Raw genomic sequence first — 26,151 nt, forward strand, 5'->3', positions numbered from 1 at the left:
TTACTCAGAGTTAAGTGACGATAGCCTAGGAGATACACCTGTACCCATGCCGAACACAGCAGTTAAGCCCTAGAACGCCGGAAGTAGTTGGGGGTTGCCCCCTGTGAGATATGGAAGTCGCTTAGCTTTTGGGAGTTTAGCTCAGCTGGGAGAGCATCTGCCTTACAAGCAGAGGGTCAGCGGTTCGATCCCGTTAACTCCCATTTTAGCGGGTGTAGTTTAGTGGTAAAACTACAGCCTTCCAAGCTGTTGTCGCGAGTTCGATTCTCGTCACCCGCTTTGAACTTTGTTCAATACCAAGTTTTTTAACTTGGGCGCGTAGCTCAGGTGGTTAGAGCGCACGCCTGATAAGCGTGAGGTCGGTGGTTCGAGTCCACTCGTGCCCATTTATAAATATGGTCCGTTGGTCAAGGGGTTAAGACACCGCCTTTTCACGGCGGTAACACGGGTTCGAATCCCGTACGGACTATTTATTGGAGGATTACCCAAGTCCGGCTGAAGGGAACGGTCTTGAAAACCGTCAGGCGTGTAAAAGCGTGCGTGGGTTCGAATCCCACATCCTCCTTTTATAATAACGCGGGATGGAGCAGCTCGGTAGCTCGTCGGGCTCATAACCCGAAGGTCGTAGGTTCAAATCCTGCTCCCGCAATTTGGCTCGGTAGCTCAGTTGGTAGAGCAATGGATTGAAGCTCCATGTGTCGGCGGTTCGATTCCGTCTCGCGCCATATTTTATATATAATCTGGAAGGGTAGCGAAGAGGCTAAACGCGGCGGACTGTAAATCCGCTCCTTCGGGTTCGGGGGTTCGAATCCCTCCCCTTCCATAGTTACGGGCATAGTTTAAAGGTAGAACTAAGGTCTCCAAAACCTTCAGTGTGGGTTCAATTCCTACTGCCCGTGTTAATAAGATGATGGCGGGTGTGGTGAAGTGGTTAACACACCAGATTGTGGCTCTGGCATGCGTGGGTTCGATCCCCATCACTCGCCTATTTTATATTATTGGGGTATAGCCAAGCGGTAAGGCAAGGGACTTTGACTCCCTCATGCGTTGGTTCGAATCCAGCTACCCCAGTTACTATTTGCCGGCGTGGCGGAATTGGCAGACGCGCTGGACTCAAAATCCAGTGTCCGCAAGGACGTGCCGGTTCGACCCCGGCCGCCGGTATAGTAATAACGACAAGGTTTGTACGCCTTGTTTTTTGTTTTATCTTTATAAATTTCGGCTTTTTGTTAACTATAGTGGGTTGGAGTCAGCTAATATTCTGAGAAGGCGATTGGTGTCTTTTTTTTGAAATTTAGAGTATAGTATGAAGGGTGTTGATATGCACAGTGGCTCTGGAGCATCGCGATCTCACATTTTTCTTTGTAGCTGCTTCCTCCAATATTGCAACGTTTGGGGATGAAAATGGACTAGAAGCAATGATGTCTCTTTTAATAGCATCTAAAACTGGTAGTAAATAATGTTTTTAAGATTTATTCTGAATATAAAATTTTTTGATAGCTATTTAATGTTACGGCACTGGTTTTGATGATATAAATTGTCGTTGAATGATGTTCTCAGCTTACTTACCAGTCTCTATTTTGGTCTTGAATATACAATATAAGTGCACAATAAAAACTCGCTCTGTTGTAAAATGAAGTGCAACACAAAAGACATGTCTATCTGATATACTAGAGTTGCGAAAAACTGTATAAAGGAAGAGAAACATGTCCACAAACTATTCTACCACAAATCAATCATACAAGCACTTATCTGAAGCTGAGCGAGGAGAAATTGAAGCTTATTTAAGCGTAGGACTCAAACCTGCTGAGATTGCTCGTAGACTGGGAAGAAATCGCTCTACCATTACTCGTGAAATGAATCGAGGTTCTATAACACAAGTGAAACAAGTAAATGGATAGAAGGTCTATTATCAACACTATTATGCAGATGCTGCCCATAACCGCTATCGTCAGGCCAGAGAAGGCAGCTATTATCTGAAACTGGATCGTGTATCGGACGACTTTCTGACAAAATTTACAGAAGCAATGAGAGAGAAACCAAGGGTGCATAGCGTGGATACCTTTGTTCATACCTACAGACTCCAACATGTAGATGCAGTTGTTCCTTCAACCAAGACGCTCTATAACTATATCCATCAAGGTTTGTTAGAGATTAAGGCTATTGATTTACCAATAGGAAAGTCAATTGAAGAAAGGCCAGAAGAGATCAATAATCGCTCCCGTTTTGGAGATTGGGAAATCGATTCTGTTCGGGGTGGAAAGACAGTAGGGGAAACTTCTATTCTGACCTTGGTAGAACGACAAACACGCTATGCTGTCACAAAGAAACTCGTCGAAAAGAAAGCAGAGTATGTCAATCAAGCAGTCTTAGAGTGTATGAAACCTTATCCCATTAAGTCCATAACTGCAGATAATGGAAATGAATTTTCATCATTGAGTAAGATAGAGGGATTAGATGTTTATTTTGCACATGCCTATTCATCTTATGAACGAGGTACAAATGAGAATTTCAATGGATTGTTAAGAGAGTTCATTCCAAAGGGAATCTCACTAAAAGAACTAAATCCGACACTTTTAGAGGACTATACAAAGGCTATCAATGAAAGACCCAGACGAATCCATGACTATCAGTCCGCAAAAAAGCTGTTTGAGCTAACTCAAACAGCTTGAAAGATATTCGCTTAATCAGAGGAACAACTTTGTTGCACTTGACTTGACAATTGGGGAAAGAAAAAATTTACGCTTGTGACGATTAAGTTCAGTACAAAGATGCTACCTTTTTAGTTTTTTTATCCATTTCGACGTTTGCGGGCTAGTAGGGCTCTGTAAAAGAAGATTTGATTGTTTTGGATATAGGGAAGGATTGTGAAACTAGCAATCCCAAAGGTAATCCAATTGAGGAAGTACCAAGGGAGTAGCTGGAAGTCGAGGAGAAAGCGCTGAAACTTATATCCTTTCATCAGGAAACGGCTGGTTTTTAGGATTTGCCTTGGTTTAGCTTGTCCTAAATCCAGAGTGTCGCAGAGGAGAAATTCTACCTGCGAGTAGGCGTAATGTTGCGGGATGTATAGGATATTGCCCACAATCATCAAGATGAGGCTCGCTAAAAAGTAGAGTCCAAAGGTCATAAGGAACTGATCGGTTTCAAGTGATGAGAGGTCAAGATTAGGAAATTCAGGATGTAGGGTAACAAAGTTCCGTGCTAGGAGGTTACTATAAAAGAGAAAGTAGACACCAATCAAACTAGGAATACTCCATAAAAAGAGATAGAGACGCTTGAGAAGCAAGGTTAGAAAAGTTTGAGAAAAATATTTTTCATCAAAGAGAGTCAGACATGATTTTAGAGAGAGTTCCGTTTCGGGATTTTTGATAAGTTTAAGTGTTGTAAAGGCAGATCCTGATAGAAGGATTGTAACAATAAAAGATACTAGTAGTGGGAAGAGATAGGCTTGAAGCACTTGCCCCAGCATACTGATAAATGATTGGTTTAGAATATCGTTACTTAGACGAGCCAAGGGATTCAGAAAGCTTGAGAAAATTAGTAACATACTAGGTAGAGCGAATATGAGAATGAGTCTTGGGTTGTCTGTCTGAAATTGTTTAGCATCTAGACGAATAGTTTTTAAATCAATTTTTGGGTATTTCATTCTCTCATTATACCATAGTTCGTGACAGTTCCAGTTTTTTTTGATAAAATCATACAGTATGCCTTTGGGCACAAAGTATGAACTGGGACTGTTTTTCCCAGCTTCGGAGGTAAAAAATGTCAGATTCACCAATCAAATACCGTTTGATTAAGAAAGAAAAACATACAGGAGCTCGTCTGGGAGAAATCATAACTCCCCACGGCACCTTCCCGACACCTATGTTTATGCCAGTTGGGACCCAAGCTACGGTCAAGACTCAGTCGCCAGAGGAGTTGAAGGAGATGGGTTCGGGGATTATCCTGTCAAACACCTATCATCTGTGGCTCCGTCCTGGAGATGAACTCATCGCACGCGCAGGTGGTCTCCACAAGTTCATGAACTGGGATCAGCCCATCTTGACGGATAGTGGTGGTTTTCAGGTTTATTCCCTAGCAGATAGTAGAAATATCACAGAAGAAGGAGTAACCTTTAAAAACCATCTCAATGGTTCCAAGATGTTCCTATCACCAGAAAAGGCCATCTCTATTCAGAACAATCTAGGTTCAGACATCATGATGTCTTTCGATGAGTGTCCGCAGTTTTATCAACCTTATGACTATGTGAAGAAATCAATCGAACGTACTAGTCGTTGGGCAGAACGTGGCTTAAAGGCTCATCGTCGTCCGCACGACCAAGGTTTGTTTGGGATTGTGCAGGGGGCAGGATTTGAGGATCTTCGTCGTCAGTCAGCTCAAGACCTTGTCAGCATGGATTTTCCAGGCTACTCGATTGGTGGTTTAGCAGTAGGAGAAACTCACGAAGAGATGAATGCGGTCTTGGACTTCACAACTCAGTTGTTGCCAGAAAACAAACCTCGCTACTTGATGGGAGTGGGAGCGCCTGATAGTTTGATTGATGGAGTCATTCGTGGTGTGGATATGTTTGACTGTGTCTTGCCAACTCGTATCGCTCGTAACGGTACCTGTATGACCAGCCAAGGGCGTTTGGTTGTCAAGAATGCCCAGTTTGCTGAGGACTTTACGCCACTGGATCCTGAGTGCGATTGCTACACATGTAAGAACTACACACGCGCCTATCTTCGTCACCTACTCAAGGCTGATGAAACCTTCGGTATCCGTTTGACCAGCTACCACAATCTTTACTTCTTGCTCAACCTGATGAAGCAGGTTCGTCAAGCCATCATGGATGACAATCTCTTGGAATTCCGTGAGTATTTTGTAGAAAAATATGGCTACAACAAGTCAGGACGCAATTTCTAAAGTGTAAAAATAGAATGCTAAAATCCTACGTTTTCTCGTAGGATTTTTCTTCTTTTTTTGATAGAATAAAGTGTATAACGAAAGGGAGAATAAACTCGTATGCGTATTAAATGGTTTTCCTTGATTAGGATTACAGGTTTACTACTGGTACTTTTGTACCACTTCTTTCAGACAATCTTTCCTGGAGGGTTCTTTGGGGTAGATGTCTTTTTCACTTTTTCAGGATTTTTAATCACTTCTCTCCTTTTAGAAGGATTTGGGAAGGCACGCCAGATTGATTTACTGGGTTTTTTTAAGAGACGGTTTTACCGCATCGTACCACCTGTGGTTCTGATGGTTTTGGTGACCATGCCCTTTACCCTCTTAGTTCGCCAAGACTATGTTGCTGGAATTGGCGGTCAGATTGCGGGAGTTTTTGGTTTTATGACCAACTTCTATGAGATGTTAACAGGGGGAAGTTACGAATCCCAGTTCATTCCGCATCTCTTTGTTCACAACTGGAGTCTAGCTGTTGAGGTTCACTACTACATCCTTTGGGGCTTGGCTGTTTGGTTCTTATCGAAACGTTCGAAATCTAGTAGCCAATTGAGAGGGATGGTCTTCCTCCTTTCTGCGGGAGCTTTCATCATTAGCTTTTTCTCCATGTTCATTGGTAGTCTCATGGCCAGTTCCTATTCATCTGTCTACTTTTCAAGTTTAACCCATGTCTATCCCTTCTTTTTAGGAAGCATTTTGGCGACAGTTGTGGGGGTTCGTCAGACGAGCGATTTAGTCAAGCAGTTTGACCGGATGTGGAATCTTCGTCAAAATCTCTTGGTATTTGCTGCGGGGCTTTTGGTGCTAGTGCTCTTGACTTTCTTTGTCAAGTTCACCTACCTGTTTGCGTACTTATTTGGCTTCTTGCTAGCAAGTTTAGCGGCCGTTGTCATGATTTTTGCCGCGCGTGTCTTGCATGAGAAAACGCCTGAGATACAAGAACCTCGGATAATTACATTTTTAGCAGATACCAGCTACGCGGTTTATCTCTTCCACTGGCCGTTCTATATTATCTTCTCTCAGTTGATGAGCAATCTGCCCGCTGTTATCCTGACAGTTATCTTTTCCTATTTCTTTGCTATCTTGTCCTTCTATATTATCGAGCCATTGATTGCTGGTAAGACCAATGCTTTAATACGGAAGCTTAGTCGATTACCTCATATTAAACCAATTAGTGCTAGTGGTGTTGGCATTCTTACTTTGCTTACCTTGATTATCATAGCTGTGGCTCCCCAAGTTGGAGCTTTTGAGACAGACTTGATGGTCAATGGTCTCAAACAAGCCCAGACCAATATAGGACAAACAAAGACCCTTGCTGAACAAGCCGAACTAAGTCGCCTAGGAATTTCTGAGGGAACAAGCCTGATAGGAGATTCGGTAGCCTTGCGTGCCAATACAGCCTTACAAGAGGCGCTTCCTGAAGCAAATATCAATGCCCAAGTTAGTCGAACGACTAAGCAAGCCAATGACATCATGCTCAATAATAGTCAGAACAAGGCACTGCTAAAAACAGTTGTCATTGCAACGGGTGTTAATAATCCTGAGGGTTACAAGAATGATTTAGACAGTATCGTTAACAATCTACCCAAAGGACACCATCTGATATTGGTGACACCTTATGAGGGAGACAAGAGCAAGGATACTTATACATCAGTAGAGCAGTATGCGGCTTATGCGCGAGAATTAGCTGAAAAGAATCCTTATGTGAGCATTGCTGACTGGAATAAGGTTGCTAAGGAGCACCCTGAAATCTGGGCTGGAACCGACCAAGTTCACTTTGGAAATGATAGTAACATGATTGAAGAAGGAGCTAAATTATATGCAGAGACGATTGCAGCTGCTGTTAAGGCTGCTCAAGAACTACCTGTGAAATCAAAATAAGATCAAAGAGTTGGAGAAATCCAGCTCTTTTAAAATATCTCCAGAAAATAGGTCTATACCATTTACAAATGAAAAAGAAAGGTTTATAATGTAATTGACATAATAAATTCTAGAATCAATCTATCAAGGAGGTTATCATTATGCCTAATTATATTAAAGCGGATCAGTTTTTCTACCCACACGGAGTTCGTCGTGGCGGTTACTTGGAACTTGTGGATGGTAAGTTTGGAAAGCATGTAGAAGAGATTCCTGAAGGTGCTGAGGTGATTGACTATACAGGCTACAGCATTGCTCCAGGACTTGTGGATACCCACATTCATGGATTTGGCGGTGTGGATGTCATGGACAATAACATCGAAGGAACCCTTCATACTATGAGTGAAGGATTGCTTAGCACGGGTGTCACCAGCTTCTTGCCAACCACTTTGACATCATCTTATGAGCAATTGCTCGCGGTAACAGAAAATATCGGTGCTCGTTATCAGGAAGCAAGTGGAGCCAAGATTCGTGGAATCTATTTTGAAGGGCCATATTTCACAGAGAAATACAAGGGAGCTCAAAACCCTGCCTACATGAAAGATCCTCGTATGGATGAGTTTCGTGCTTGGCAAAAAGCAGCCAATGGCCTGCTTAATAAAATTGCCCTTGCGCCAGAACGTGAAGGTGTAGAAGACTTTGTTCGCACGGTTACGGGTGAAGGTGTGACCGTTGCTCTTGGACATTCTAATGCGACCTTTGATGAGGCTAAAAAAGCAGTTGATGCTGGAGCAAGTGTTTGGGTACATGCCTACAATGGGATGCGTGGGTTGACTCACCGTGAACTAGGTATGGTGGGAGCTATGTATGAGTTGCCTCATACTTACGCTGAATTGATTTGTGACGGTCACCACGTAGATCCAAAGGCCTGTGACATTTTGCTCAAGCAAAAAGGAACTGAAAATATTGCCCTTATTACAGACTGTATGACAGCTGGTGGCTTGGAAGATGGAGACTACATGTTGGGAGAATTCCCGGTAGTGGTTGCCAATGGAACTGCTCGCCTCAAATCGACAGGCAATCTGGCAGGTTCTATCCTCAAACTCAAAGACGGTTTGAAAAATGTGGTCGAATGGGGCATTGCGAATCCGCATGAAGCAGTTATGATGGCAAGCTTTAACCCAGCAAAATCTGTTCACATCGATGATGTTTGTGGTCAAATCCGTGAAGGTTATGACGCTGACTTTATCGTGCTAGATAAAGATTTGGAATTGGTAGCAACCTACCTAGATGGTGTGAAACGTTATCAAGCCTAAGATGATAAAATGGGGGTCAGTAGAGGACTCCTATTTTTTTGATAGGCTGAAAAAGGTATTTAAAGAAGTCTTCCTAAAGTGAAAGGCAAGCAAAATTCTTTTCTTGAAATGAAAAATTAGTTATAATATACGATACAAAGGAAGTAGTAAGAATGTATCGTGTTATAGAAATGTATGGAGACTATGAACCGTGGTGGTTCATAGAAGGCTGGGAAGAAGATGTCATCATGAGTCAATCTTTTGACAAGTATTATGATGCTCTAAAATATTATAAGTTATGCTGGTTTGAGCTGGAAAAGAAGAATCCTCTTTACAAGAGTAGGAGTGATTTGATGACGATCTTTTGGGATCCTGCTGACCAGCGCTGGTGCGATGAGTGTGATGAGTATTTGCAGCAGTACCATTCTTTGGCACTTTTGCAGGATGGGCAAGTCATCCCCGATGAAAAGCTGCGTCCAGGCTATGAAAAACAAACAGGTCAAGAGAAGCATCGATCTTGCCGCATGAAATGGAGATAAAAAAGTAACTTTTTAAGTTGCTTTTTTTATTTTTTTGCGAATAGTTAGATAAGGAGGACGGTATGGTACAAGAAATTGCACAGAAAATTATTACTACTGCCAAGGAAAACGGGGCTCAGGATATCTATTTCATTCCCAAGGAAAAGTCCTACGAGCTTCACATGCGAGTTGGAGACGAGAGGCGTCTAGTTGACTCCTATGACTTTGAGGTTTTAGCTGCAGTGATTAGTCATTTCAAGTTTGTTGCAGGTATGAATGTAGGAGAAAAACGTCGCAGTCAGCTGGGCTCTTGCGATTACCAGTATGAGGAAAAGTTATCCTCTCTGCGTTTATCCACTGTAGGAGATTATCGGGGACATGAGAGTTTGGTCATTCGTTTGTTACACGATGAGGAGCAGAACCTGCATTTCTGGTTTCAGGATGTGAATGAACTGGGTAAGCAATACAGGCAAAGGGGTCTCTACCTTTTTGCAGGTCCAGTCGGAAGTGGCAAGACGACGCTGATGCACGAATTGGCCAAATCCCTTTTTAAGGGACAGCAGGTTATGTCCATCGAAGATCCTGTCGAGATCAAGCAGGAAGACATGCTCCAGTTGCAGTTGAATGAGGCGATTGGATTGACCTATGAAAATCTCATCAAACTGTCTCTCCGACATCGTCCAGACCTCTTGATTATCGGTGAAATTCGGGACAGTGAGACGGCGCGTGCGGTTGTCAGAGCCAGTTTGACAGGTGCGACAGTCTTTTCAACCATTCATGCTAAGAGTGTCCGAGGAGTTTATGAACGCCTTCTGGAGTTAGGTGTGACGGAGGAGGAACTAGCAGTTGTCCTACAAGGCGTCTGCTACCAGAGATTAATCGGGGGAGGAGGAATCGTTGACTTTGCAAACCAAAACTATCAAGACCACCAGCCAACTAGCTGGAATGAGCAGATTGACCAGCTTCTTAAAGATGGACATATCTCAACTCTTCAGGCTGAAACGGAAAAAATTAGCTACAGCTAAGCAGAAGAAAATCATCACCCTGTTTAACAACCTCTTTTCCAGTGGCTTTCATTTGGTAGAAATTATTTCTTTCTTGGGGAGAAGCGCCTTGCTGGAAAAGGACTATGTGGCCCAGATGCACCAGGGCTTGTCTCAGGGGAAATCTTTCTCAGAAATGATGGGGAGTTTAGGATTTTCAACTGCCATCGTCACCCAACTGTCACTGGCTGAGGTGCATGGAAATCTTCACCTGAGTTTGGGAAAGATAGAAGAATATTTGGATAATCTAGCCAAGGTCAAGAAAAAGTTAATTGAAGTGGCGACCTATCCTTTGATTTTACTGGGTTTTCTTCTCTTAATTATGCTGGGATTACGTAATTACTTGCTACCCCAACTAGATAGTAGCAACATTGCTACCCAAATCATTGGTAATCTGCCACAAATTTTTCTGGGCATGCTAGGGTTTGTTTCTGTACTTGCCCTGTTAGTCCTCACTTTCTATAAAAGAAGTTCTAAGATGCGCGTTTTTTCGATATTGGCAAAATTTCCCTTTCTGGGAATCTTTGTCCAGACCTATCTGACGGCCTATTATGCGCGTGAATGGGGCAATATGATTTCACAGGGAATGGAGCTGACGCAGATTTTTCAAATCATGCAGGAACAAGGTTCTCAGCTTTTTAAAGAAATCGGTCAAGATCTGGCTCAAGCTCTGCAAAATGGCCGTGAATTTTCTCAAACCATAGCGACCTATCCTTTCTTTAAAAAGGAGTTGAGTCTTATCATCGAGTATGGGGAAGTCAAATCCAAGCTGGGGAGTGAGTTGGAAATCTATGCTGAAAAAACTTGGGAAGCCTTTTTTACCCGAGTCAACCGCACCATGAATCTGGTGCAGCCACTGGTTTTTATCTTTGTGGCTCTGATTATCGTTTTACTTTATGCGGCAATACTCATGCCCATGTATCAAAATATGGAGGTAAATTTTTAAAATGAAAAAACTTATGACAAATTTGAAAAAAGCCAAGGTTCAAGCTTTCACTCTGGTAGAGATGTTGGTGGTCCTTTTAATTATCAGCGTACTTCTCTTGCTCTTTGTGCCCAATTTGACCAAGCAAAAGGATGCAGTGAATGACAAAGGGAAAGCTGCTGTTGTTAAGGTGGTGGAAAGTCAGGCAGAACTCTATAGTCTGGACAAGAATGAAGATGCTAGCCTAAGTAAATTACAGGCAGACGGTCGTATCACAGCTGAGCAAGCCAAAGCTTATAAAGACTACCATGCAAAACAAAAAACAAGTCAAACTGTTGCAGATTAAGGCCTTTACTATGCTTGAAAGTCTCTTGGTTTTGGGAGTTGTGAGTATCATTGCTTTGGGCTTGTCTGGTTCAGTTCAGTCCAGTTTTGCAGCAGTGGAAGAGCAAATATTTTTCATGGAATTTGAAGAACTATACCGTGAAACTCAAAAGCATAGTGTAGCTAGTCAACAAAAGACTAGCCTGAACTTAGACGGACAGACCATTAGCAATGGAAGTCAAAAAATAGTTGTTCCCAAGGGGATTCAAGCACCATCAGGACAAACGATTCACTTTGACCGAGCTGGGGGCAATTCGTCCCTGGCTAAGGTTGAATTTCAAACTAGCAAGGGAGCGATTCGCTATCAATTATATCTAGGAAATGGAAAAATTAAACGCATTAAGGAAACAAAAAATTAAGGCAGTGATTTTACTAGAAGCAGTAGTAGCTCTGGCCGTATTTGCCAGTATTGCAACTCTCCTCTTGGGGCAAATCCAACAAAATCGACGGTTAGAGACAGAAATTTTGCGAAAAGAGGAAGTCTTACGTGTGGCTAAGATGGCCTTACAGACGGGGCAAAATCAAGTAAAGGTCAATGGCGTGGATATTCAGGTGTTTGCTAGTGAAAAAGGATTGGAGGTCTACCATGGTTCAGAGAAATTGCTGGATCTTAAAGAACAGTAAGGTAAGAGCTTTCACTCTTTTAGAATCTCTGCTTGCCCTCATCGTCATTAGCGGTGGCTTGCTCCTCTTTCAAGCTATGAGTCAGCTCCTCATTTCAGAAGTTCGCTACCAGCAACAAAGCGAGCAAAAGGAGTGGCTCTTGTTTGTAGACCAGCTAGAGGCTGAATTAGAGCGTTCGCAGTTTGAAAAGGTGGAGGACAATCGCCTCTATGTGAAGCAAGATGGCAAGGACATCGCTATGGGGAAGTCCAAATCAGATGATTTTCGGAAAACTGATAGCAGTGGACGAGGTTACCAGCCAATGGTTTATGGCCTCAAATCAGCACAAATCACAGAGGAAAATCAATTGGTTCGCTTTCGTTTCCAATTTCAAAAAGGCTTAGAAAGGGAATTCATCTATCGTGTGGAAAAAGCAAAAAGTTAAGGCAGGAGTACTCCTATATGCAGTCACCATGGCAGCCATTTTTAGCCTTTTGTTGCAGTTTTATTTGAATCGGCAAGTCGCCCATCACAAAGACTTTACCCTAAACAAAGAAAAGTTGGTCGCTTTTGCCATGGCTAAACGAAGCAAAGATAAGTCTGAGCAAGAAAGTGGGGAACGAGTCTTTAATCTAGGAAAAGTCACTTATCAAAATACCAAAACAGGTTTTGCAACAAGTGTTCGTATGAATAAGAACAACTATGAATTTCTCTTTCCTTCAATGAAACCCAAGGAAAAGAAAACGGACCCTAAGGAACAATCATCTACCAACTCAAGTCAACAAACCAATCAGAAAGAAACAGACAATAAGGCAGACAAGAAAGGCAATTCCTAGGCAAATCAGCTTCTTTTTGTTAAACTAAAAGCATGAAACATGATTTTAATCACAAAGCAGAAACCTTTGATTCGCCCAAAAATATCTTTCTTGCAAACTTGGTTTGTCAGGCAGTTGAAAAACAGATTGCTCTTCTATTAGACAAGGAAATACTGGATTTTGGTGGTGGAACGGGTCTGTTAGCCTTACCCCTAGCCAAGCAGGCCAAGTCGGTTACCCTAGTAGACATCTCGGAGAAGATGCTGGAGCAAGCACGTTTGAAAGCAGAAGACCAAGAAATCAGGAATCTTCAACTCTTGGATCAGGATTTACTGGCAAATCCCTTGGGGCAGCAATTTGACCTGATTATTGTCAGTCGGGTTCTTCATCATATGCCTGATCTAGATGCGACTCTTGCCATGTTCCACCGTCATCTTAGGGAGAGGGGACAAGTTCTCATTGCTGATTTTGTCAAGACAGATGCCAACCACCACGGATTTGAGTTGGCTGAACTGGAAAACAAGCTTGCTCAATTTGGTTTTTCGAGCATTGACAGTCAGATTCTTTACAGTGCAGAAGGTCTTTTCCTAGGAAATTACGCAGAGCTCTTTTTAACAGTAGCTCAAAAATCACTCGCTGACTAAAGCAGTGATTTTTTCTCTTCAGATGGAAAAAAAGAGGGAATTTTGATAAGATAGGAATATGGATTTTGAAAAAATTGAACAAGCTTATACGTATTTACTAGAGAATGTCCAAGTCATCCAGAGTGATTTGGCGACCAACTTTTATGACGCCTTGGTAGAGCAAAACAGCATCTATCTGGATGGTGAGACCGAGCTAGAGCAGGTCAAGGAGAACAATCAAGCCCTTAAGCGCTTAGCCCTTCGCAAGGAAGAGTGGCTCAAGACCTACCAGTTTCTCTTGATGAAGGCAGGACAAACTGAGCCTTTGCAGGCCAATCACCAGTTTACGCCGGATGCCATTGCCCTCCTCTTGGTACTTATTGTGGAAGAGTTGCTGGATCAAGAGGAAATAAGCATCCTCGAAATGGGTTCTGGTATGGGAATTCTGGGTGCTACCTTCTTGACTTCTCTTGCTAAAAAAGTGGATTACTTGGGAGTCGAAGTGGATGATTTGCTGATTGATCTGGCGGCTAGTATGGCAGATGTAATCGGTTTGCAGGCAGGATTTGTTCAAGGCGATGCCGTTCGTCCGCAGATGCTTAAAGAAAGCGATGTGGTCATTAGCGATTTGCCTGTTGGCTATTATCCAGACGATGCCGTTGCATCTCGTTATCAAGTGGCTTCTAGTCAAGAACATACTTATGCCCATCATTTGCTGATGGAGCAAGGTCTCAAGTACCTTAAGTCAGATGGCTATGCTATTTTTCTAGCTCCGAGTGATTTATTGACCAGCCCTCAAAGTGATTTGTTAAAAGGGTGGCTCAAAGACGAAGTGAGTCTTGCTGCCATCATCACTCTGCCAGAGGATATTTTCTCAACGGTCAGTCAGGCTAAGAGCATTTTCGTTTTACAGAAGAAAACTGAACAGGAACTGCGACCTTTTGTCTATCCGCTAGAAAGTTTGCAAGATCCAGCTACACTAATGAAATTCAAAGAAAATTTTCAAAAATGGAGCAAAGGTACTGAAATATAAGGTAATTTTTGTTATAATAGTTGAAAACGCTTAAAAGAGGTATCATGTTATGACTAAAACAATTGCAATCAATGCAGGAAGCTCGAGTTTGAAATGGCAACTTTACCAAATGCCAGAAGAAACAGTATTGGCCAAAGGCTTGATTGAGCGTATTGGCTTGACGGATTCGATCTCAACTGTAAAATTTGACGGTCGTTCGGAACAACAAATTCTTGATATTGACGACCACACACAAGCTGTTAAAATTTTATTAGATGATCTGATTCGTTTTGACATCATCAAAGGTTATGATGAAATAACTGGTGTTGGGCACCGTGTTGTGGCTGGTGGTGAATATTTCAAAGAGTCAACCTTGGTAGAGGGAGATGTTTTAGAAAAGGTTGAAGAGTTGGGACTTTTGGCTCCTCTTCACAACCCAGCCAACGCAGCAGGAATTCGCGCATTTAAGGAATTACTTCCAGATATTACCAGCGTTGTTGTTTTTGATACTTCATTCCACACAACCATGCCGGAAAAAGCCTATCGCTATCCTCTTCCAAATAAATACTATACTGAAAATAAAGTTCGTAAGTATGGAGCACATGGGACAAGTCATCAGTTTGTAGCAGGAGAAGCAGCTAAAATTTTAGGTCGACCATTAGAAGATTTGAAATTAATTACTTGCCATATCGGTAATGGCGCTTCTATTACAGCTGTCAGCGGTGGCAAGTCTGTGGACACTTCTATGGGCTTCACTCCGCTTGGTGGTATTATGATGGGAACACGTACAGGGGATATTGACCCAGCTATCATTCCCTATTTAATGCAATATACAGAGGATTTCAACACGCCAGAGGATATCAGTCGAATCCTAAATCGTGAGTCTGGACTTTTGGGTGTTTCTGAAAAGTCAAGTGACATGCGTGATGTTATGGCTGCAGTAAAAGCAGGAGACCATAATGCGACCTTGGCCTACGAGATGTATATTGACCGTATTCAAAAGCATATCGGTCAGTATTTGGCAGTCCTAAATGGTGCAGATGCGATCATTTTCACAGCAGGTGTTGGTGAGAATGCCTCAGATGTACGTGGAGATGTTATTTCAGGGATTTCTTGGTTTGGATGTGATGTGGATCCAGAAAAGAACGTCTTTGGCGTGACTGGAGATATCTCAACTGATGTAGCGAAAATCCGTGTCTTGGTAATCCCTACAGATGAGGAATTAGTGATTGCACGTGATGTTGAACGATTCAAAAAATAACTAAAATAAGAAATAATGTACATGTAAAAAGAGTTGGAGAGTTTGCTCTCCAGCTTTTTTGCTTGGAAAAATCTCGAAAACCTTGCTGTTATTGGCTTTTTCGAAAAATATGGTATAATAGTAGTAATTTAATAGATGGAGTTGAGTTTTGAAGAAAAACTTTCGTGTAAAAAGAGAGAAAGATTTTAAGGAGATTTTTCAATATGGGACAAGTTTTGCCAATCGAAAATTTGTTGTCTACCAATTGGAAAACCAGCAAAACCACTTTCGAGTAGGACTGTCCGTCAGCAAAAAGCTGGGGAATGCGGTTACCCGAAATCAGATTAAGAGGCGAATCCGACACATTTTGCTAAATGTAAGGGAGCATTTGGCTGATAACGTTGATTTTATCGTGATTGCTCGAAAAGGGGTTGAAAGCTTGGATTATGCAGAGATGGAGAAAAATCTACTCCACGTATTAAAGTTATCAAAGATTTACCGGGAAGGAATTAGGAGTGAAAAAGAAACTACAGTTGACTAGTCTACTGAGCTTGTCCCTATTTGTCATGGCAGCTTGTGGGACAAGCGATGTTACAGCGGATACTACAGATATATGGAGTAAATTTGTCTATTTTTTTGCTGAAATCATCCGCTTTTTGTCCTTTGACATTAGTATCGGAGTGGGGATTATCCTCTTTACAATCCTGATTCGTACGATTCTATTGCCAGTCTTTCAGACTCAGATGGTGGCCTCTAGAAAAATGCAAGAGGCTCAACCACGCATCAAGGCACTGCAAGAACAATATCCAGGTCGTGATATGGAAAGTAGAACCAAGCTAGATCAGGAGATGCGGAAGGTCTATAAAGAATTGGGGGTCAAGCACTCGTCTTCTCTCTGGCCGATTTTGATTCAAATGCCAGTCCTCTTGGCTTTGTTCCAAGCCTTGACTCGAGTAGACTTTTTGAAAACAGGGCACTTTTTGTGGGTGAACCTTGGGGGAGTAGACACAAGCTTTATCCTTCCGATTTTGGCGGCAGCCTTTACTTTCTTGAGCAGTTGGTTATCAAATAAGGCTTTACCTGAAAGAAGTGGAGCAATGACAGGGATGATGTACGGGATGCCGGTACTGATCTTTATCTTTGCCATCTCTGCGCCTAGTGGAGTTGCCCTGTACTGGGCAGTATCCAATGCTTATCAAGTTTTGCAAACCTATTTCTTGAATAATCCTTTCAAGATGATTGCAGCGCGCGAGGCGGAATTACAAGCTAAAAAAGATTTAGAAAATAGAAAAAGAAAAGCCAAGAAAAAGGCTCAGAAAATGAAGTAATAAGGAGGAATCTGGTTATGGTGTTATATACGGGTTCAACAGTTGAAGAAGCAATTCAAAAGGGATTGAAAGAATTAGGTCTTCCTCGAATGAAGACTCATATAAAGGTTGTGTCCAAAGAGAAGAAAGGTTTTTTAGGCTTATTTGGGAAAAAACCAGCTCAAGTTGATATTGAGGCGATTAGTGAGACGACTGTGATTAAGGCCAATCAACAAGCCGTAAAAGGTGTTCCGAAAGAAATCAATGAACAAAACGAACCTGTTAAGACAGTAACAGAGGCGACAGTTGATCTCGGCCATGTTGTTGAGGCGATTAAAAAAATCGAAGAGGAAGGTCAGGGTGTTTCTGATGAAATCAAGGCTGAAATCTTGAAAAATGAGAAACATGCTAGCACTATTCTTGAAGAGACTGGGCATATTGAAATTTTAAATGAGTTGCAAATAGAAGAAGCTAGAACAGAAGCGTCAACAGAGGCCAAAGAACTTGTAGATGAGCAAGAGAAGAAAAAAAGTCAGTCCCTAGAAGATTTAGGTTTAAAAGTTGAACAGAGCTATGATATTGAACAAGTAGCGACAGAAGTAACTGATTATGTTCAAACAATTTTGGATGATATAGATGTTGAAGGTGTCATTTCAAGCGATTATAATCGCCGCATTATCAACCTGCAAATTGATACCAATGAACCAGGTCGTATTATCGGCTATCATGGAAAAGTTTTAAAGGCCCTTCAACTCTTGGCACAAAATTATCTTTATAATCGCTATTCAAGAACTTTCTACATTACGATTAACGTCAATGATTATGTTGAACACCGTGCAGAAGTCTTGCAAACCTACGCTCAAAAATTGGCGACTCGCGTTTTAGAAGAAGGTCGTAGCCAACAAACCGATCCGATGTCAAATAGTGAACGCAAGATTATCCATCGCATTATTTCACGCATGGATGGCGTGACTAGCTATTCTGAGGGTGATGAGCCAAATCGCTATGTTGTTGTGGATACGGAATAAACAAAATCAGGCTTGACCTGATTTTTTGTTAGAAAAAAGGAGAAGAGACAGATGATGGAAACCATCAAAAACTACCTATCTTACGTGGGAATCCAGTATCGTAATCCAGATAAGGCTGGAGATGAACAAAAGAAGATGCTGGAATTGCGCCACAAGGGCCAGAAGGCTCGTAAGGCTTTTACAAATCTAGCCAAGACCTTCCAAGCAAGTCATCCAGAATGGCACCTACAACAGACTAGTCAGTGGATGAATCAAGCGCAACGCTTGCGACCACATTTCTGGGTCTATCTACAGAGAGAGGGGCGGGTAACAGAACCCATGTTGGCGCTGCGTTTGTATGGAGCACCTACTGACTTTGGAATTTCCTTAGAAGTCAGTTTCATCGAGCGTAAGAAGGATGAGCAGACGCTGAGTAAACAAGCCAAGATTTTAGATATTCCACCAGTAGAAGGTGTTTATTACTTAGTCTACTCAAATGGGGAAAGTCATAAGATGGAGGCTACTGAGGAGAATCGTTGTACTTTACGTAAGAGGGTGAGAAGTCAGGAAGTCCGAAAAGTTTTGGTCAAGGTAGATGTTTCCCTCATTGAAAATCAGTCAGTAGAAGCAATATTGGAGAAGCTAGAAGATGCTTATGAGCGCTTGCTTCCCTATTATCAGGCGACTAGAGAGTAGAAAATAGGAGACTTATCGAGCATCGAATTGTTTGATTGCTATTCTATGCATTTTTTCATATAATAGTAAAATAGGATGTGTGATTTATTGATCACCTCAAAGAGAAAGGAAATTCTATGTCAAATCTATCTGTTAATGCAATTCGTTTCCTAGGAATTGACGCTATCAACAAAGCCAACTCAGGTCACCCAGGGGTGGTTATGGGAGCAGCTCCGATGGCTTATAGCCTCTTTACAAAACAACTTCGCATCAATCCAGCACAACCAAACTGGATTAACCGTGATCGTTTTATTCTTTCAGCAGGCCATGGTTCAATGCTTCTTTATGCCCTTCTTCACCTTTCTGGTTTTGAAGATGTCAGCATGGATGAGGTCAAGAACTTCCGTCAATGGGGTTCCAAAACACCAGGTCACCCAGAATTTGGGCACACAGCAGGGGTTGATGCTACAACAGGTCCTCTAGGACAAGGGATTTCTACTGCTACTGGTTTTGCCCAAGCAGAACGTTTCCTAGCAGCAAAATACAATCGCGAAGGCTACAATCTCTTTGATCACTACACTTATGTGATTTGTGGAGATGGTGACTTGATGGAAGGTGTCTCAAGTGAGGCGGCTTCATACGCAGGCTTGCAAAAACTAGACAAGTTGGTTGTCCTTTATGATTCAAATGACATCAACTTGGATGGTGAAACAAAGGATTCCTTTACTGAAAGTGTTCGTGACCGTTACAATGCCTACGGTTGGCATACAGCCTTGGTTGAAGATGGAACAGACTTGGAAGCAATCCATGCTGCTATCGAAGTAGCTAAAGCTTCAGGCAAACCATCTTTGATTGAAGTGAAGACGGTTATTGGATACGGTTCTCCAAATAAACAAGGAACCAATGCGGTACACGGTGCTCCTCTTGGGGCAGATGAAACTGCGGCTACTCGCCAAGCCCTTGGTTGGGGCTATGAACCATTTGAAATTCCAGAGCAAGTTTATGCTGATTTCAAAGAAAATGTTGCAGATCGTGGCGCATCAGCTTATCAAGCTTGGACAAAACTAGTTGCTGATTATAAAGAAGCTTATCCCGAACTTGCAGCAGAAGTAGAAGCCATCATCGACGGACGTGATCCAGTTGAAGTGACTCCAGCAGACTTCCCAGCCTTAGAAAATGGATTTTCTCAAGCAACTCGTAACTCGAGTCAGGATGCCTTGAATGTTGTAGCAGCTAAGCTACCAACCTTCCTAGGTGGGTCAGCTGACCTCGCTCACTCAAACATGACTTATATCAATACTGATGGACTTCAAGACGATGCCAATCGCTTGAACCGCAACATTCAGTTTGGTGTTCGTGAATTTGCAATGGGAACCATCTTGAACGGGATGGCTCTTCATGGTGGACTTCGTGTTTATGGTGGAACTTTCTTTGTCTTCTCTGACTATGTGAAGGCAGCTGTCCGCTTGTCAGCCTTGCAAGGACTTCCTGTGACGTATGTCTTTACCCACGATTCGATCGCAGTTGGTGAAGATGGTCCAACTCACGAACCAGTTGAACACTTAGCCGGTCTTCGTGCTATGCCAAATCTAAATGTTTTCCGCCCAGCAGATGCGCGTGAAACGCAAGCAGTTTGGTACCTTGCTGTGACAAGCGAAAAAACACCAACTGCCCTTGTCTTGACACGTCAAAACTTGACTGTTGAAGAAGGGACAGACTTTGACAAAGTTGCAAAAGGTGCCTATGTTGTCTATGAAAATGCAGCTGACTTTGATACGATCTTGATTGCAACAGGTTCAGAGGTGAATTTGGCGGTCGCAGCTGCCAAAGAATTGACTAGTCAAGGCGCAAAAGTCCGTGTAGTTAGCATGCCATCTACAGATGTCTTTGACGCACAAGATGCAGCTTACAAGGAAGAAATCCTTCCAAATGCAGTCCGCCGTCGTGTTGCAGTCGAAATGGGTGCAACTCAAAACTGGTACAAATATGTTGGTCTTGATGGTGCAGTTCTCGGTATTGATACCTTTGGAGCATCTGCCCCAGCACCAAAAGTATTGGCAGAGTATGGATTTACTGTGGAAAATCTAGTCAAAATCGTTCAAAACTTGAAATAATCGCAGAAATCAGAGTGAAGACTCTGATTTTTTATTGGCATAAAAGCAAGGCACAACCTTGTAAAAATAGGTGAAATTTGATATAGTAGTTTTATCTGAATTACAAAGGAGAAAATACTATGGAAAATATTAGTCCAAATTTAACATTTGTGATCATGCTTGTAGGTATGTTTGCCTTGATGTTCTTTATGCAACGTTCTCAAAAGAAACAAGCACAAAAGCGTATGGAAAGCTTGAACAAGCTTCAAAAAGGCTATGAAGTCATTACAATCGGTGGACTTTACGGAACAGTGGATGAAGTAGATACTGAGAAAGGTACAATCGTACTTGACGTAGATGGGGTTTATTTGACTTTTGAATTAGCTGCTATCAAGACAGTGTTGCCCCTCAAAGAAGCTGTGACACCAGAAGGAACAGTTATCGACGAAAGTGGAGCAATTGAAGAATAAAACGGGATCCTATCACTCCCGTTTTTCTATGATATAAGAGGAAAAGGGATGAAAAAAATAGTATTTGTGTGCTTAGGAAATATTTGCCGCAGCCCTATGGCAGAGTTTGTGATGAAGTCCATGACGAGCGATTACCAAGTCGAGAGTCGTGCAACTTCATCTTGGGAGCACGGCAATCCAATTCATAGGGGAACGCAAGGTATTTTTCTTAGATATCAGATTCCTTATGACAAAGACAAAACATCGCTTCAGATTGGCAGAGAAGACTTTGAGTCGTTTGATTATATTATCGGGATGGATGCTTCAAACGTTTCAGATCTGCGTCAAATGTGTCCTCAGGAATTCCAGCATAAAATCTACTCTTTTGCGTCTGAAAGTGTTCCAGACCCTTGGTATACAGGAGATTTTGGGGAAACTTATGCTCGGATTATAAGTGGATGTCAAAACTGGCTAGATCGATTAGAAAATGAGAGTGACAATGGAAAAGCTTAAAGAAATCTTTGAAAAATATCGAGTTTATCTAACTCGCCCGCGTATAGAGATTGCAACAGTCCTTCTAATCGCTATCTGTGCTGTGTCAGTTTTTCTATTAAATACACCAAAAAAGGGTGTACTGACACTTGATAATGGAGCGCTTGTTTATGATGGAACCTTGGTAAGAGGAAAGATGAATGGTCAGGGGACCATGACTTTTGAAAATGGAGACCAATATACGGGTGATTTCAATAATGGAGCCTTTAATGGAAAAGGGATTTTCCAATCAAAATCTGGCTGGAAATACGAAGGCGATTTTGTAAACGGCCAGGCTGAAGGTCAAGGGAAGTTGACGACAGAACAAGAAGTTGTCTATGAAGGAACCTTTAAACAAGGCGTATTTCAACAAAAACAGTAGCCTCCTGATTAGGAGGTTTCGTTAGAACAATTAAGTAAGCGCTTACTTGCAAGTTTATCTATTTCCAAGAGCTTCTTACAAGGAATTTGTGAAATAAAAAATATTTGATGGAAAAATCACAATCTTCCGACAAGAAAGCCTGCACATAAAGAATATAAAAAAATTTCACAAGAAATCAAAAAAACTTTGTGAAATGTATATGAAACTGTTTACAAAACAGAAAGAATGCGTTATAATAAACTTGTGAAAAAATTAACAAAGGATTAAATCCTTGAAAGCTATGGAGGAAAATATGGCTGATAAAAAAACTGTAACACCTGAGGAAAAGAAACTCGCAGCTGAAAAGCACGTTGATGAGTTGGTACAAAAAGCCTTGGTCGCGCTCGAAGAAATGCGCAAGTTAGACCAAGAGCAAGTAGACTACATCGTAGCGAAAGCTTCTGTTGCAGCTCTAGATGCTCACGGAGAGTTGGCGCTTCATGCTCATGAAGAAACAGGCCGTGGAGTTTTTGAGGACAAGGCGACTAAAAACCTATTTGCCTGTGAGCACGTGGTAAACAACATGCGTCATACCAAGACTGTTGGTGTCATTGAAGAAGATGATGTAACAGGTTTGACGCTTATCGCTGAACCAGTTGGTGTTGTTTGTGGGATTACTCCGACAACAAACCCTACTTCAACTGCAATCTTTAAATCCTTGATTTCATTGAAGACTCGTAACCCTATCGTCTTTGCCTTCCACCCATCAGCTCAAGAATCATCAGCTCATGCAGCTCAAATCGTGCGCGATGCAGCAATTGCAGCAGGTGCTCCTGAGAACTGTGTCCAATGGATTACTCAACCATCTATGGAAGCAACTAGCGCTCTTATGAATCACGAGGGCATTGCGACAATCCTTGCAACTGGTGGTAATGCCATGGTTAAGGCGGCTTACTCATGTGGGAAGCCAGCACTTGGGGTAGGTGCCGGAAACGTACCAGCTTATGTTGAAAAATCAGCAAATATCCGCCAGGCTGCTCACGATATCGTAATGTCTAAATCATTTGATAACGGTATGGTCTGTGCATCTGAACAAGCTGTAATTATTGATAAAGAAATTTACGATGAATTTGTAGAAGAATTCAAGTCTTACCACACTTACTTTGTAAACAAAAAAGAAAAAGCCCTTCTTGAAGAGTTCTGCTTTGGAGTAAAAGCCAACAGCAAAAACTGTGCTGGTGCAAAATTGAATGCTGACATCGTTGGAAAACCAGCGGCTTGGATTGCAGAACAAGCAGGATTTACAGTTCCAGAAGGGACAAACATTCTTGCTGCGGAATGTAAAGAAGTTGGTGAAAAAGAACCATTGACTCGTGAGAAATTATCACCAGTTATTGCAGTTTTGAAATCTGAAAGCCGTGAAGACGGAATTAACAAAGCACGCCAAATGGTTGAATTCAACGGTCTTGGTCACTCAGCAGCTATCCATACAGCTGACGAAGAATTGACTAAAGAATTTGGTAAAGCTGTTAAAGCTATTCGTGTTATCTGTAACTCACCTTCTACTTTTGGAGGTATTGGGGACGTTTATAACGCCTTCTTACCATCGTTGACACTTGGATGTGGTTCTTACGGACGCAACTCAGTTGGGGATAACGTCAGCGCCATCAACCTCTTAAACATCAAAAAAGTCGGAAGACGGAGAAATAACATGCAATGGATGAAACTTCCTTCAAAAACATACTTTGAACGTGATTCAATTCAATACCTTCAAAAATGTCGTGACGTTGAACGTGTCATGATCGTTACAGACCACGCTATGGTGGAACTTGGTTTCCTAGATCGTATCATCGAACAACTCGATCTTCGTCGTAATAAGGTTGTTTACCAAATCTTTGCAGATGTAGAACCAGATCCAGATATCACAACCGTTGAGCGTGGTACTGAAATCATGCGTGCCTTTAAGCCAGATACAATCATCGCTCTTGGTGGTGGCTCACCAATGGATGCTGCGAAAGTAATGTGGCTCTTCTATGAGCAACCAGAAGTAGACTTCCGTGACCTTGTTCAAAAATTCATGGATATCCGTAAACGTGCCTTCAAGTTCCCATTGCTTGGTAAGAAGACTAAGTTTATCGCAATTCCTACGACATCTGGTACAGGTTCAGAAGTAACACCGTTTGCCGTTATCTCTGATAAAGCCAACAACCGTAAATACCCAATCGCTGACTACTCATTGACACCAACTGTGGCAATCGTAGACCCTGCTTTGGTATTGACAGTTCCAGGATTTGTTGCTGCTGATACTGGTATGGATGTATTGACTCACGCAACTGAAGCATATGTGTCACAAATGGCTAGCGACTACACCGACGGACTTGCTCTTCAAGCAATCAAACTTGTATTCGAAAATCTTGAAAGCTCAGTTAAGAATGCAGATTTCCATTCACGTGAAAAAATGCATAACGCTTCCACAATCGCTGGTATGGCCTTTGCCAATGCCTTCCTAGGTATTTCTCACTCAATGGCTCATAAGATTGGTGCGCAATTCCACACTATCCACGGTCGTACCAATGCTATCTTGCTTCCATACGTAATCCGCTACAATGGTACACGTCCAGCTAAGACAGCGACATGGCCTAAATACAACTACTACCGTGCTGATGAAAAATACCAAGATATTGCTCGTATGCTTGGCTTACCAGCTTCTACTCCAGAAGAAGGTGTAGAATCTTACGCAAAAGCTGTTTATGAACTTGGTGAGCGCGTAGGTATCCAAATGAACTTCAAAGCTCAAGGAATCGACGAAAAAGAATGGAAGAAACATTCACGTGAATTAGCCTTCCTTGCCTATGAAGACCAATGTTCACCTGCTAACCCACGCCTTCCAATGGTTGACCATATGCAAGAAATTATTGAAGATTCTTACTACGGTTACAAAGAACGTCCAGGACGTCGTAAATAATCGTTTATCAGCCTAGAGACAGGAAATATCCTGTCTCTTTTTATAGTCCTATTTCTGAAGTCAGAGTTGAACTATGAGAAGAGAAGGTTATGCGGATAGGATAGAAGAACCTAGAAATAAAAGTCTAGGGGAATGAAGGAACTTGAAAAGTAGAAAAGCAAGAGAGAAAATCAACGCCCATACTTGCAATTCTACTTAAATAGTTATATAATAATAATGTTGAAAGGTGATTTGTAGTGATTCAAGTTACTCTTTTCACAATAAAAATTTCATGATTTTCATAAGGAGGAAATCACTAATGGTAGTTAAAGTTGGTATTAACGGTTTCGGACGTATCGGTCGTCTTGCTTTCCGCCGTATCCAAAACGTAGAAGGTGTTGAAGTTACTCGCATCAACGACCTTACAGATCCAGTTATGCTTGCACACTTGTTGAAATACGACACAACTCAAGGTCGTTTCGACGGTACTGTAGAAGTTAAAGAAGGTGGATTCGAAGTTAACGGTAAATTCGTTAAAGTTTCTGCTGAACGTGATCCAGAACAAATCGACTGGGCTACTGACGGTGTAGAAATCGTTCTTGAAGCAACTGGTTTCTTTGCTAAGAAAGATGCAGCTGAAAAACACCTTAAAGGTGGAGCTAAGAAAGTTGTTATCACTGCTCCTGGTGGAAACGATGTTAAAACAATCGTATTTAACACTAACCACGACGTTCTTGACGGTACTGAAACAGTTATCTCAGGTGCTTCATGTACTACAAACTGCTTGGCTCCAATGGCTAAAGCTCTTCAAGACAACTTCGGTGTTGTAGAAGGATTGATGACTACTATCCACGCTTACACTGGTGACCAAATGATCCTTGACGGACCACACCGTGGTGGTGACCTTCGCCGTGCTCGCGCTGGTGCTGCAAACATCGTTCCTAACTCAACTGGTGCTGCTAAAGCTATCGGTCTTGTAATCCCAGAATTGAACGGTAAACTTGACGGATCTGCACAACGCGTTCCAACTCCAACTGGATCAGTTACTGAATTGGTAGCTGTTCTTGAAAAGAACGTTACTGTTGATGAAGTGAACGCAGCTATGAAAGCAGCTTCAAACGAATCATACGGTTATACAGAAGATCCAATCGTATCTTCAGATATCGTAGGTATGTCTTACGGTTCATTGTTTGATGCAACTCAAACTAAAGTTCTTGATGTTGACGGTAAACAATTGGTTAAAGTTGTATCATGGTACGACAATGAAATGTCATATACTGCACAACTTGTACGTACTCTTGAATACTTCGCGAAAATCGCTAAATAATTTTTGAGTCAATAAAAGCAAGGCCTTTGAACTGCACCCCAAAAGTTAGACAGAAAAAATCTAACTTTTGGGGTGTTTTATTATGAAATTGAGTTATGAGGATAAAGTTCAGATCTATGAACTTAGAAAACAAGGATATAGCTTAGAGCAACTTTCAAATAAGTTTGGGATAAACAATTCTAATCTTAGGTACATGAT

At 41.9% G+C, this 26,151-nt stretch carries 25 protein-coding genes, 12 tRNA genes, 1 rRNA gene and 2 pseudogenes; 39 read left to right on the plus strand and 1 reads right to left on the minus strand.

What is annotated here, in order from left to right; genetic code table 11:
- Positions 1–10 precede the first annotated feature (10 nt).
- The 14 genes and pseudogenes from rrf to DF216_RS09895 all read left to right on the plus strand — a co-directional run bounded on the left by rrf (position 11) and on the right by DF216_RS09895 (position 2,672).
- Positions 11–126, plus strand: a 5S ribosomal RNA gene (gene rrf, locus DF216_RS09830).
- Between the two features lie 4 nt (positions 127–130).
- Positions 131–203 (plus strand) — tRNA-Val (locus tag DF216_RS09835).
- A gap of 5 nt (positions 204–208) precedes the next feature.
- A tRNA-Gly gene (locus tag DF216_RS09840) sits at positions 209–279 on the plus strand.
- A gap of 33 nt (positions 280–312) precedes the next feature.
- Positions 313–386: transfer RNA gene (locus DF216_RS09845), tRNA-Ile, on the plus strand.
- A gap of 11 nt (positions 387–397) precedes the next feature.
- A tRNA-Glu gene (locus DF216_RS09850) sits at positions 398–469 on the plus strand.
- A gap of 6 nt (positions 470–475) precedes the next feature.
- A tRNA-Ser gene (locus DF216_RS09855) sits at positions 476–565 on the plus strand.
- Between the two features lie 10 nt (positions 566–575).
- Positions 576–649 (plus strand) — tRNA-Met (locus DF216_RS09860).
- Between the two features lie 3 nt (positions 650–652).
- Positions 653–725, plus strand: a tRNA-Phe gene (locus tag DF216_RS09865).
- Positions 726–742: 17 nt separating this feature from the next.
- Positions 743–823, plus strand: a tRNA-Tyr gene (locus tag DF216_RS09870).
- Positions 824–828: 5 nt separating this feature from the next.
- Positions 829–899 (plus strand) — tRNA-Trp (locus DF216_RS09875).
- A 14-nt stretch (positions 900–913) separates the two neighbouring features.
- Positions 914–986: transfer RNA gene (locus tag DF216_RS09880), tRNA-His, on the plus strand.
- A 13-nt stretch (positions 987–999) separates the two neighbouring features.
- Positions 1,000–1,071: transfer RNA gene (locus DF216_RS09885), tRNA-Gln, on the plus strand.
- A gap of 9 nt (positions 1,072–1,080) precedes the next feature.
- A tRNA-Leu gene (locus tag DF216_RS09890) sits at positions 1,081–1,164 on the plus strand.
- A 542-nt stretch (positions 1,165–1,706) separates the two neighbouring features.
- Positions 1,707–2,672 (plus strand): annotated as a pseudogene (locus DF216_RS09895) (IS30 family transposase).
- Positions 2,673–2,791: 119 nt separating this feature from the next.
- On the opposite strand, the gene DF216_RS09900 reads toward DF216_RS09895, so the two are convergent.
- Positions 2,792–3,649 (minus strand): DUF975 family protein, encoded by an 858-nt coding sequence (locus tag DF216_RS09900; protein ID WP_061454593.1) that lies wholly within the window; start codon positions 3,647–3,649, stop codon positions 2,792–2,794.
- 116 nt (positions 3,650–3,765) lie between these two features.
- On the opposite strand from DF216_RS09900, the gene tgt reads away from it, so the two are divergent.
- From tgt to DF216_RS10025, 25 genes and pseudogenes are all read left to right on the plus strand, one after another.
- A complete protein-coding gene (gene tgt / locus DF216_RS09905; protein ID WP_049496924.1) occupies positions 3,766–4,908 on the plus strand; it encodes a tRNA guanosine(34) transglycosylase Tgt in 1,143 nt (380 codons plus the stop codon).
- 99 nt (positions 4,909–5,007) lie between these two features.
- Positions 5,008–6,825: an acyltransferase family protein gene (locus DF216_RS09910; protein WP_129326737.1), complete on the plus strand. Its 1,818-nt coding sequence runs from the start codon at positions 5,008–5,010 to the stop codon at positions 6,823–6,825.
- A gap of 140 nt (positions 6,826–6,965) precedes the next feature.
- Entirely contained in the window at positions 6,966–8,117 is a 1,152-nt protein-coding gene (gene nagA / locus DF216_RS09915; protein WP_125828282.1) for an N-acetylglucosamine-6-phosphate deacetylase, read from the plus strand.
- Between the two features lie 152 nt (positions 8,118–8,269).
- Positions 8,270–8,635: a DUF1033 family protein gene (locus tag DF216_RS09920; protein WP_061454591.1), complete on the plus strand. Its 366-nt coding sequence runs from the start codon at positions 8,270–8,272 to the stop codon at positions 8,633–8,635.
- A 62-nt stretch (positions 8,636–8,697) separates the two neighbouring features.
- On the plus strand, positions 8,698–9,639 hold the full coding sequence (gene comGA / locus DF216_RS09925; protein ID WP_125828281.1) for a competence type IV pilus ATPase ComGA: 942 nt from the start codon (positions 8,698–8,700) through the stop codon (positions 9,637–9,639).
- Entirely contained in the window at positions 9,587–10,603 is a 1,017-nt protein-coding gene (gene comGB, locus DF216_RS09930; protein ID WP_164979037.1) for a competence type IV pilus assembly protein ComGB, read from the plus strand. Before comGA ends, comGB begins: the two co-directional genes overlap by 53 nt.
- Before the next feature lies 1 nt (position 10,604).
- Positions 10,605–10,928: a competence type IV pilus major pilin ComGC gene (comGC, locus tag DF216_RS09935; RefSeq protein WP_125828279.1), complete on the plus strand. Its 324-nt coding sequence runs from the start codon at positions 10,605–10,607 to the stop codon at positions 10,926–10,928.
- On the plus strand, positions 10,891–11,325 hold the full coding sequence (gene comGD / locus DF216_RS09940; RefSeq protein ID WP_125828278.1) for a competence type IV pilus minor pilin ComGD: 435 nt from the start codon (positions 10,891–10,893) through the stop codon (positions 11,323–11,325). Before comGC ends, comGD begins: the two co-directional genes overlap by 38 nt.
- Positions 11,288–11,590, plus strand: coding sequence for a competence type IV pilus minor pilin ComGE (gene comGE / locus DF216_RS09945; protein ID WP_164979038.1), 303 nt, complete (start codon positions 11,288–11,290; stop codon positions 11,588–11,590). Before comGD ends, comGE begins: the two co-directional genes overlap by 38 nt.
- A complete protein-coding gene (comGF, locus tag DF216_RS09950; RefSeq protein WP_125828277.1) occupies positions 11,553–12,014 on the plus strand; it encodes a competence type IV pilus minor pilin ComGF in 462 nt (153 codons plus the stop codon). The genes comGE and comGF overlap by 38 nt, the downstream gene beginning before the upstream one ends.
- A complete protein-coding gene (gene comGG, locus DF216_RS09955) occupies positions 11,992–12,405 on the plus strand; it encodes a competence type IV pilus minor pilin ComGG (protein WP_125828276.1) in 414 nt (137 codons plus the stop codon). The genes comGF and comGG overlap by 23 nt, the downstream gene beginning before the upstream one ends.
- A 32-nt stretch (positions 12,406–12,437) precedes the next feature.
- On the plus strand, positions 12,438–13,028 hold the full coding sequence (locus tag DF216_RS09960) for a class I SAM-dependent methyltransferase (protein ID WP_061454586.1): 591 nt from the start codon (positions 12,438–12,440) through the stop codon (positions 13,026–13,028).
- Positions 13,029–13,086: 58 nt separating this feature from the next.
- On the plus strand, positions 13,087–14,040 hold the full coding sequence (locus DF216_RS09965; protein ID WP_129326740.1) for a class I SAM-dependent methyltransferase: 954 nt from the start codon (positions 13,087–13,089) through the stop codon (positions 14,038–14,040).
- A 49-nt stretch (positions 14,041–14,089) separates the two neighbouring features.
- A complete protein-coding gene (locus tag DF216_RS09970) occupies positions 14,090–15,280 on the plus strand; it encodes an acetate kinase (RefSeq protein ID WP_061454584.1) in 1,191 nt (396 codons plus the stop codon).
- 148 nt (positions 15,281–15,428) lie between these two features.
- A complete protein-coding gene (rnpA, locus tag DF216_RS09975; protein WP_129326741.1) occupies positions 15,429–15,800 on the plus strand; it encodes a ribonuclease P protein component in 372 nt (123 codons plus the stop codon).
- On the plus strand, positions 15,775–16,587 hold the full coding sequence (locus DF216_RS09980; RefSeq protein ID WP_164979039.1) for a YidC/Oxa1 family membrane protein insertase: 813 nt from the start codon (positions 15,775–15,777) through the stop codon (positions 16,585–16,587). The genes rnpA and DF216_RS09980 overlap by 26 nt, the downstream gene beginning before the upstream one ends.
- Before the next feature lie 17 nt (positions 16,588–16,604).
- Positions 16,605–17,594 (plus strand): RNA-binding cell elongation regulator Jag/EloR, encoded by a 990-nt coding sequence (jag, locus tag DF216_RS09985; RefSeq protein WP_129326742.1) that lies wholly within the window; start codon positions 16,605–16,607, stop codon positions 17,592–17,594.
- 51 nt (positions 17,595–17,645) lie between these two features.
- Positions 17,646–18,269, plus strand: a complete 624-nt coding sequence (locus tag DF216_RS09990; protein WP_125828270.1) for a ribonuclease P — start codon at positions 17,646–17,648, stop codon at positions 18,267–18,269.
- A gap of 116 nt (positions 18,270–18,385) precedes the next feature.
- Positions 18,386–20,362 carry a transketolase gene (gene tkt, locus DF216_RS09995; protein ID WP_129326743.1) on the plus strand — a complete coding sequence of 659 codons (1,977 nt, stop codon included), beginning with the start codon at positions 18,386–18,388 and terminating at the stop codon, positions 20,360–20,362.
- A gap of 128 nt (positions 20,363–20,490) precedes the next feature.
- Entirely contained in the window at positions 20,491–20,811 is a 321-nt protein-coding gene (gene yajC, locus DF216_RS10000; protein WP_129326748.1) for a preprotein translocase subunit YajC, read from the plus strand.
- Positions 20,812–20,859: 48 nt separating this feature from the next.
- Entirely contained in the window at positions 20,860–21,303 is a 444-nt protein-coding gene (locus DF216_RS10005) for a low molecular weight protein-tyrosine-phosphatase (protein WP_129326744.1), read from the plus strand.
- Entirely contained in the window at positions 21,290–21,703 is a 414-nt protein-coding gene (locus DF216_RS10010) for an MORN repeat-containing protein (RefSeq protein WP_129326745.1), read from the plus strand. The genes DF216_RS10005 and DF216_RS10010 overlap by 14 nt, the downstream gene beginning before the upstream one ends.
- Before the next feature lie 292 nt (positions 21,704–21,995).
- Positions 21,996–24,647 carry a bifunctional acetaldehyde-CoA/alcohol dehydrogenase gene (gene adhE / locus DF216_RS10015; protein ID WP_129326746.1) on the plus strand — a complete coding sequence of 884 codons (2,652 nt, stop codon included), beginning with the start codon at positions 21,996–21,998 and terminating at the stop codon, positions 24,645–24,647.
- Positions 24,648–24,945: 298 nt separating this feature from the next.
- Positions 24,946–25,953 carry a type I glyceraldehyde-3-phosphate dehydrogenase gene (gap, locus tag DF216_RS10020; RefSeq protein WP_000260679.1) on the plus strand — a complete coding sequence of 336 codons (1,008 nt, stop codon included), beginning with the start codon at positions 24,946–24,948 and terminating at the stop codon, positions 25,951–25,953.
- Positions 25,954–26,035: 82 nt separating this feature from the next.
- Positions 26,036–26,151, plus strand: a pseudogene (locus tag DF216_RS10025) (transposase); the annotation flags it as partial.

The sequence above is a fragment of the Streptococcus oralis genome, from assembly GCF_004127215.1.
Classification (GTDB): domain Bacteria; phylum Bacillota; class Bacilli; order Lactobacillales; family Streptococcaceae; genus Streptococcus; species Streptococcus oralis_BD.

What these genes read in the sequence shown, in the direction of transcription:
- DF216_RS09900 (WP_061454593.1), bottom strand. Translation starts at nt 3,649, where the DNA reads ATGAAATACCCAAAAATTGATTTAAAAACTATTCGTCTAGATGCTAAA.
- tgt (WP_049496924.1), top strand. Translation starts at nt 3,766, where the DNA reads ATGTCAGATTCACCAATCAAATACCGTTTGATTAAGAAAGAAAAACAT.
- DF216_RS09910 (WP_129326737.1), top strand. Translation starts at nt 5,008, where the DNA reads ATGCGTATTAAATGGTTTTCCTTGATTAGGATTACAGGTTTACTACTG.
- nagA (WP_125828282.1), top strand. Translation starts at nt 6,966, where the DNA reads ATGCCTAATTATATTAAAGCGGATCAGTTTTTCTACCCACACGGAGTT.
- DF216_RS09920 (WP_061454591.1), top strand. Translation starts at nt 8,270, where the DNA reads ATGTATCGTGTTATAGAAATGTATGGAGACTATGAACCGTGGTGGTTC.
- comGA (WP_125828281.1), top strand. Translation starts at nt 8,698, where the DNA reads ATGGTACAAGAAATTGCACAGAAAATTATTACTACTGCCAAGGAAAAC.
- comGB (WP_164979037.1), top strand. Translation starts at nt 9,587, where the DNA reads ATGGACATATCTCAACTCTTCAGGCTGAAACGGAAAAAATTAGCTACA.
- comGC (WP_125828279.1), top strand. Translation starts at nt 10,605, where the DNA reads ATGAAAAAACTTATGACAAATTTGAAAAAAGCCAAGGTTCAAGCTTTC.
- comGD (WP_125828278.1), top strand. Translation starts at nt 10,891, where the DNA reads ATGCAAAACAAAAAACAAGTCAAACTGTTGCAGATTAAGGCCTTTACT.
- comGE (WP_164979038.1), top strand. Translation starts at nt 11,288, where the DNA reads ATGGAAAAATTAAACGCATTAAGGAAACAAAAAATTAAGGCAGTGATT.
- comGF (WP_125828277.1), top strand. Translation starts at nt 11,553, where the DNA reads ATGGTTCAGAGAAATTGCTGGATCTTAAAGAACAGTAAGGTAAGAGCT.
- DF216_RS09960 (WP_061454586.1), top strand. Translation starts at nt 12,438, where the DNA reads ATGAAACATGATTTTAATCACAAAGCAGAAACCTTTGATTCGCCCAAA.
- DF216_RS09965 (WP_129326740.1), top strand. Translation starts at nt 13,087, where the DNA reads ATGGATTTTGAAAAAATTGAACAAGCTTATACGTATTTACTAGAGAAT.
- DF216_RS09970 (WP_061454584.1), top strand. Translation starts at nt 14,090, where the DNA reads ATGACTAAAACAATTGCAATCAATGCAGGAAGCTCGAGTTTGAAATGG.
- jag (WP_129326742.1), top strand. Translation starts at nt 16,605, where the DNA reads ATGGTGTTATATACGGGTTCAACAGTTGAAGAAGCAATTCAAAAGGGA.
- DF216_RS09990 (WP_125828270.1), top strand. Translation starts at nt 17,646, where the DNA reads ATGATGGAAACCATCAAAAACTACCTATCTTACGTGGGAATCCAGTAT.
- tkt (WP_129326743.1), top strand. Translation starts at nt 18,386, where the DNA reads ATGTCAAATCTATCTGTTAATGCAATTCGTTTCCTAGGAATTGACGCT.
- DF216_RS10005 (WP_129326744.1), top strand. Translation starts at nt 20,860, where the DNA reads ATGAAAAAAATAGTATTTGTGTGCTTAGGAAATATTTGCCGCAGCCCT.
- DF216_RS10010 (WP_129326745.1), top strand. Translation starts at nt 21,290, where the DNA reads ATGGAAAAGCTTAAAGAAATCTTTGAAAAATATCGAGTTTATCTAACT.
- adhE (WP_129326746.1), top strand. Translation starts at nt 21,996, where the DNA reads ATGGCTGATAAAAAAACTGTAACACCTGAGGAAAAGAAACTCGCAGCT.
- gap (WP_000260679.1), top strand. Translation starts at nt 24,946, where the DNA reads ATGGTAGTTAAAGTTGGTATTAACGGTTTCGGACGTATCGGTCGTCTT.